Source organism: Longimicrobium sp. (genome assembly GCF_036280135.1).
In the GTDB taxonomy this organism is placed as follows: domain Bacteria; phylum Gemmatimonadota; class Gemmatimonadetes; order Longimicrobiales; family Longimicrobiaceae; genus Longimicrobium.
On record NZ_DASURI010000259.1, the window covers coordinates 1 to 6869 of the forward strand.

Annotated in this window: 5 protein-coding genes; 3 read left to right on the forward strand and 2 right to left on the reverse strand. The window is 65.2% G+C overall.

What is annotated here, in order from left to right; all coding sequences use genetic code 11:
• Both VFZ20_RS07990 and VFZ20_RS07995 read right to left on the reverse strand, forming a co-directional pair.
• Nucleotides 1–532, reverse strand: a 532-nt coding sequence (locus VFZ20_RS07990) for an MFS transporter (protein ID WP_329683326.1), incomplete at its 3' end; no start/stop codon positions are given.
• Nucleotides 529–996 (reverse strand): MarR family transcriptional regulator, encoded by a 468-nt coding sequence (locus VFZ20_RS07995; protein WP_329683327.1) that lies wholly within the window; start codon nucleotides 994–996, stop codon nucleotides 529–531. The genes VFZ20_RS07990 and VFZ20_RS07995, both read right to left, overlap by 4 nt.
• Before the next feature lie 654 nt (nucleotides 997–1650).
• Between VFZ20_RS07995 and VFZ20_RS08000 the strand changes: the two genes are divergently transcribed.
• The 3 genes from VFZ20_RS08000 (at nucleotide 1651) to VFZ20_RS08010 (ending at nucleotide 6003) form a co-directional block, all read left to right on the forward strand.
• Nucleotides 1651–3534 (forward strand): DNA methyltransferase, encoded by a 1884-nt coding sequence (locus tag VFZ20_RS08000; protein WP_329683328.1) that lies wholly within the window; start codon nucleotides 1651–1653, stop codon nucleotides 3532–3534.
• Nucleotides 3535–3634: 100 nt separating this feature from the next.
• Nucleotides 3635–4561 (forward strand): NADP-dependent oxidoreductase, encoded by a 927-nt coding sequence (locus VFZ20_RS08005; RefSeq protein ID WP_329683329.1) that lies wholly within the window; start codon nucleotides 3635–3637, stop codon nucleotides 4559–4561.
• 590 nt (nucleotides 4562–5151) lie between these two features.
• Nucleotides 5152–6003: a murein L,D-transpeptidase catalytic domain-containing protein gene (locus VFZ20_RS08010; protein ID WP_329683330.1), complete on the forward strand. Its 852-nt coding sequence runs from the start codon at nucleotides 5152–5154 to the stop codon at nucleotides 6001–6003.
• Nucleotides 6004–6869: the final 866 nt, after the last annotated feature.

The window sequence follows — 6869 nt, forward strand, 5'->3', positions numbered from 1 at the left end:
ACGGCCAGCTCCAGTTGTCCGTGATCCACCCGCCCAGCGTGGGGCCGATGGCCGGCGCCAGCACCACGCCCATGCCGTACAGCCCCATGGCCGTCCCCTGCTCTTCCGGCGGAAACGTCTCGCGGATGACGGCCTGGGCCAGGGTGATGAGCACGCCGCCGCCCACGCCCTGCAGCACGCGCGCGGCCACCATGGTCCCCAGCGTGCCCGCCATGCCGCACAGGGCCGACGCCAGGGTGAAGAGCGCCACGCTGAAGAGATAGAAGCGCTTGCGGCCAAAGCGCGCCGTGAGCAGCCCCAGGATGGGCATGACGATGACGTTCGCCAGGATGTAGCCCGCGATGATCCACGTGCTCTGCTCCAGCGTGCTGCCCAGCGACGCCGTCATGTCGGGCAGGGCCACGTTCACGATGCTGCTGTCCAGCACGGCCATGATGGTGCCCAGCATGACCGTGCCGGCGATGACCCACTTGTTGACGTTCGGCACGCCGGCCTCGGCCTGCGCCGGGTGCGTCGCGGTCGCGGCGCTCATGCGTCCTCCTCGCGCTCGCAGCCCGTGCCGCCGCGGTCAAACAGCGGGTCCAGCAGCGACATGGCGCGCACGACGGCGGCGCGCTCGTCTTCCGAGAGCGTGGCCAGGCGCTGGGCCAGGGCCTCCAGGGCGGGCCCGCGCACCGACTGCAGGGCCGTGCCGCCGCGCCGGGTAAGGTGCAGGGTGACCCGCCGCCGGTCCTCGGCCGACGTCTCGCGGCGCACCATCTCCTGCTGCACCAGGTCGTCGATCACCTTGCTGAGCGTGGGCGCGCCCAGCCCCACGTAGTCGGCCACGTCGGAGAGCGACGCGCCCGCGCTGGACTTGAGGTACGCCAGCGACTTGAGCTGGGTGAGCGTGAGGCCGTTGGTGGGCAGTCGGCGAACCTCGTCGCGAAAGTCGCGCATGACGTGCGCGGCCACCTGCACCACCGCCTCCATCACCTGCTCCGGCGCCACACTCACAATAGTTTCATCTTGAAAGTGTTTCATGCGCGAAGAGTATCAGCATCCTCTCCGGATTTCAAGTGCCCATGCACGCCGTCGCCGCGCGGGCGGATGGGGCGCTCCCCCTAACGCGAATCCCCGGGCGGAGTTGCCCAGGGATGCGGTGATTTTCGGAAGGGGATTTCGGCTGCGGGAGAGGGACGACGTGGCTATCATCGCGTGGCGGACTCAGGCGAGCGCCCCTACGCTCGCTTGCGCTTGCACCTCCCTCAAATCTCTTGGGGGAGGTTGGACCGTGAATTCAGCAGGAGGTGCGACGTTCCGGCTGGATCGAGATCTGAAGGTGCCGAGGACGTTGCGCCCAGCACCTTCGCGTCGGCGACGACCAGCGCACAAACAAAGTGGAGCAGGCTGGGCGGCGGTTCTCGTTATTACTGTATCGAACACTCACCACGGATACGCGGCGTGGGTGCAAGAGAGAGCGACAATCGGCACCTGTTCAAAGTGGCACTCGTACGCGTCACCGGCTGAAATGTGGTGTTCGTAACCAAGCTGAGGAAACCCGAAGAATAGTCGTAAGCCTTGACGGCTTACAGTTCGCGCTTTTTCATGCATTCTCACGCACTACTATGCCAAAATCCATCCGTTCCTTACTTTCGAGGCCGAGAACCAATGAGCGCAAACCTGCTCTACTACGGCGATAATCTGGATGTATTGAGAAGGCATGTTCCTACCGAATCCGTGGATTTGGTTTATCTTGATCCACCGTTCAATAGTAATCAGGATTACAATATCCTGTTCGCCGAGAGAGATGGGGCCCGAGCAGCGGCCCAAATCAAAGCGTTCGAGGATACATGGGAATGGAATGCAGAATCAGCTTCCGCTTATGAAGAATTAGTGGAGAGCGGACCGACGGCGGTTGCCCTCGTGATGCGAGCCTTCCGGACCTTTGTCGGCGAGAGCAACATGATGGCATATCTGGCCATGATGGCGCCGAGACTCGTGGAGCTCCATCGTGTTCTAAAGCCAACTGGAAGCTTGTACCTACACTGTGATCCAACGGCAGGTCACTATTTGAAACTACTGCTGGATGCTGTTTTTGGGCCAATGCATTACCGCAACGAAATCGTCTGGCGCCGGACCGGATCGCATAATTCTGCAAAGAAGTTTGGGCCGGTGCACGATACTATCCACTTCTACACAAAATCCGCACGGTATAAGTGGAATAGCCTCACCCGGCCTCATCTCAAGGGATACGTCGACACCTACTTCAACAAGGAGGACGCACGAGGGAGGTATCGATCTCAGACTCTTACTGGCGCTGGAACGCGAAATGGTGCGAGCGGCAGCGAGTGGCGAGGCTACGATCCAACTACCCGTGGACGGCACTGGGCGTTTCCCAGCGCGCTTGTTGATGAATTCGGGCTCAAAGATCTAGGCATGCATGAGCGGTTAGATTTCCTTCAACGCGAGGGCCTGCTTTCACCTTCAGAGGTCGATGGCTTACCCGAATATCGCCAATACATTCACCACAGTCGCGGCGCGAAGCTGCAGGATGTCTGGGCATACCAGCCATACACGCAAGGGACGCTGTATGGAACCGACTCACCTATAGACGATGATGTCCGCTGGTTAGGTAAGCGGGGCGATCCAGAGCGACTGGGATATCCCACGCAAAAGCCGGTCGGATTATTAGAGCGCATCATCTGCAGTAGTACGAACGCTGGTGACGTTGTACTTGATCCGTTTTGTGGTTGCGGGACCACAATCGATGCAGCGCAACGATTGGGACGGGCTTGGGTTGGGATAGACATCACCCACCTCGCCATAAACCTCATCAGGACTCGTCTACGCGACGTTTATCGTGGGGAGGCTGACTTCCAGATTATCGGCGAGCCGGTTTCGCTTCCCGATGCAGTCGCACTCGCGAAGCAGGATCGGTTCCAGTTTCAGTGGTGGGCATTGGGCTTTGTTGGTGCGCGTCCGGCAGACGAAAAACGCGGGCCTGACAGGGGAATTGATGGCCGCCTGTTCTTTCATGATGAACGCGGGAAAAAAGGAAAAACGAAGCAGATCATCTTCTCCGTGAAATCCGGCCATGTCGGGGTACGTGATGTACGCGAGTTAAGCGACGTTGTAAGACGAGAGTCGGCCGACATCGGCGTTCTGTTGACGTTGGAGTCAGCCACGAAGCCCATGCGCACCGAGGCAGCTAGTGCGGGTTTCTATAATTCGGCCTGGGGCCGCTATCCACGAATACAGATCCTCACAATCGAACAGCTTCTCGCAGGCGCGAGAGTGGATTATCCGATGACGACAGGAGGGAATGTCACCCTCAAACCGGCGCCTCGCCAAAAAGCAAAGAAGACAGCCGAGCCTCTAGAGTTGCCGCTTGTGGTCGATCCCGAGGCTATATTGGCGGAACGGGAAAAAGACGCTGCAGAACGCAAGGCTATGGCGACGTCTGTGCCATCGTCGCTTAAGCGCAGTTCAGGGCAGCGACGAGCTCCAGTTCCAGCTCCGGCACCTAGTGCACCTAAACGACCCAAGCGCTGACGAGGTACGCACCGCAGTAGGGTAGATGAGTTGCTGGCTCACCCCGTGCACCCTCAACGCGGCTTTCCATCCGCACAACCGCTGCACGGGAGAGATCGCGATGAAGGTGGCCGAGGTGACGGCGTTCGGAGGGCCGGAGGGGCTGCGGGCGGGCGAGCGGCCGGAGCCCACGCCCGGGCCGGGCGAGGTGGTGGTGCGCATCCACGCTGCCGCCGTGAACCCCACGGACATCGCCGCGCGCGCCGTGGGCAACCGCTACATCCCCGACCTGCGCCTGCCCTTCGTTCCCGGCTGGGACCTGGCGGGCGTCGTCTCGGCCGTGGGCGAGGGTGCGAGCGGGTACGCCGTGGGCGACCGCGTGTGCGGCATGATCCCCTTCGGCCGCATCGGCGGACGGGTGGGGGCGTACGCGCAGGCCGCGGCCGTGCAGCCGGAGTGGCTGGCGCCCCTGCCGGGGAACGTGAGCTTCGAGGTCGGCGCCACGCTCCCCCTGAACGCCCTGACGGCGCACCAGGCCCTCGCGTACTTTGCGCCACAGACGGGCGGGCGGCTGCTGGTCACGGGCGCCAGCGGCGGCGTGGGCGGGTTTGCCGTGGAGCTGGCCGTGCGCGCGGGATGGCACGTGGTGGCCGTGGCCGGGCGCGACGACCAGGACTGGGTGCGCGGCCTGGGCGCCCACGAGGTGCTGCCCCGCGACGCCGATCTCACCCGCCTGGGTCCGCTGGACGCCGTCCTGGACGCCGTGCCCGTGGGCCCCGAGCGCTCCACCCCCGCCCTGCGCGACGGCGGCACGGCCGTCTTTACCCGCCCGCCCCAGCCGGGCGCCTCCTACCGACACCGATTCGAGACCGTCCGCGTGGAGACGGACCCCGTCACCCTGGGCGCCATGGCGCGGATGCTGGGCGAAGGCGCCCTGCACACCCGCGTGTCGCACGTCCTTTCCCTGGGCCAGGCCGCCGAGGCGCACCGCCTGGCGGAGGCCGGCGGGCTGCGCGGCAAGGTCGTCCTGCGCCCCTGGGACGACTGAGCGCTGATCATCGCTCTCCCGGGGACTGAGCGCGGCTCATCCGCTCTCGTAAGGGAAATTTCGTATATCCGGCCGGGGTGTCCGGAGATCACCGGACACCCGGGATGGGGCTTATCCCCCGGGTTGACATGGACTTAGGCATCCGCTAGATTGATTGCATCGCGACATGGCAGGGGGCTCGATGTTTGGGCCGATTACTTTGGAGCAGGGGACTGATCCCGGGGTGGATGCGGGGCTCGCGTGAGCGAACTGCGCTGAAACAACGGGGATGCCACCCACCGATACTTTACCGTATCGTGCTTCAAACTCGCCCCCGGTCGTGTCTGCGACACCCGATTTACAACCCGGAGCGCCCTCGTACCGACCGTCTGGCTACGCGGGCGCTTTCGTTGGAAGCGCGGACGATCCGTCCCGCCGGGGGAACCCGGCGCGGGCTGCGGTGTCCAAGCGGAACCAACCCCATAAGAACGTCGGATGAACCCGTGACGCGCGCCCTGGTGCGTCGCCGCCACGTGGCTCGTCCTTCGACCCGAACAACGTTCGGGCCCGTTCCGAGCGGAGCGTGTCCGAAATGCAAGCGAGAGAGTGGAATGCGTCGCAACCTGCTCATCGCCGCGGCCGCCTTCAGTGTGGGCGCCGGCGGCGCCCTGGTGCACGAAAGCAAGCCCGCCACCGCCCCGGCCACGCCGCTGGCCGCGCGGATGACGACGGCCCCGGCCCCCGCCACCCCGTCCCCGTCCGCGCAGGCCGTGATGAGCACGGCGCGCGCGGTGCTCAACGGCGTGGGCGTGCAGAGCGCGGTCGAAAAGACGCAGGTGGACGTGGCCCTGGACGCGCTGGGCGGCAAGGTGCGCCGTCAGAGCGACCCCGAGGCCCTGCGGATGGCGTTCGCGGCGTACTTCAACTACAAGACCGCCAACCCGCGTGACGTCCGCAAGCCGTACCTGTACTACGTGGACTACGGCCTGGACAGCCGCACCCCGCGCGGGTACGTGTTCGACATGGCCAGCCTGAAGGTGGTGGACGGGCCGTTCATGGTGGCCCACGGCCGCGGCAGCGCGCCGCCCAGCAGCGGCGTGCCGGTGCGGTTCAGCAACCGGCAGGGCAGCAACTCCACGTCGCTGGGGCTGTACCTGGCCCAGGAGACGTACGGGTTCAGCGGCAAGACGGGCGGCCGGCGGTACACGTCGGTGGGCCTGCGGATGAAGGGCCTCTCCGGCCGGTTCAACAGCGCGGCGCGGGCGCGCGGCGTGGTGGCGCACGGCGCGCCGTACGTGACGTCCACGCGCGCCGGCCGCAGCGAGGGGTGCCCGGCCATGGAGCAGGACCGTGCCCGCACGCTGCTGCCCAAGATCGCCAACGGCGGCCTGGTGTTCCTGTTCTCGCCCCTGGACGAGGGCTGGATGGAGCACGATCCCTGGGCCAACCGCTCCAACGGCTGATCCACGATCGATCGAGATCGACCGACCCGGCGAGGACGCATCCTCGCCGGGTCGTTTTGCATCCGCCTCTTCCCTGCCCCGCGCCATCCTCGCCAACTCCGCATCCGCGGCGGATCCACCGGCGATCGCACGATGGCGGCACCGGATCATGACTCCGCCCCCCTCGGCGTTCTCGCCGAGCCAAGGCGAGGCGCATCGCGGATTCCGCATCGCACTCCCATCCACTCCGCCAATCCGCATCCTACGCATCGCCTCAGCCAAGCCACCGGCCCGTCCGCCACGCGTGGAACCCGCCCCAGCGACACTTGATCGCGTCAGTAAGGCTCTCCTCTCGCGAGAAGGCGGATGCGCGACGGAAAGGGCTGCGCACGTTAGCGGCCCCCGCGCGAGCGCAGCCTTTTACCGACGCGATCGTGTGGTCCAGCACGCCCCTGATTCAGCGTGTGGCTGCGGATATCCATCGCGCGCTGCCTTAACGATGGACTTCGCCGATCAGATGAGGACGCAGTTCAACCTCCCCCAGGGGTTTTTGGGGGAGGTGGGCGAGCTCCGCGAGCCCGGAGGGGGCGCGCGCGCGGAGGCTGCCACAAGCTCCCGAGCCTGCACTTTCTATTCAGGGAGCGCCGCGTACAATGTGAATGCAGGCAGCACTTTGGCGCGACCGAAGGATCTTGTGTGCGAGACTCGGAGGCTGCGCCAGTGCACGACGGTCGCCTCCGAGCTTCGCGTGCAAGATCCTTCGTCGCCGCCATAGATCCTGCACCGACAGGGGTTTGCGCGGCGGCTCCTCAGGATGACGTTTTCGCGGAGAGGGAGGCTGAGGAGGAGGAGGCTTTCAGCCGCCGGTGGCGCGGCTCTCTGCGCGG

What these genes read in the sequence shown, in the direction of transcription:
- VFZ20_RS08000 (WP_329683328.1), top strand. Translation starts at nt 1,651, where the DNA reads ATGAGCGCAAACCTGCTCTACTACGGCGATAATCTGGATGTATTGAGA.
- VFZ20_RS08005 (WP_329683329.1), top strand. Translation starts at nt 3,635, where the DNA reads ATGAAGGTGGCCGAGGTGACGGCGTTCGGAGGGCCGGAGGGGCTGCGG.
- VFZ20_RS08010 (WP_329683330.1), top strand. Translation starts at nt 5,152, where the DNA reads ATGCGTCGCAACCTGCTCATCGCCGCGGCCGCCTTCAGTGTGGGCGCC.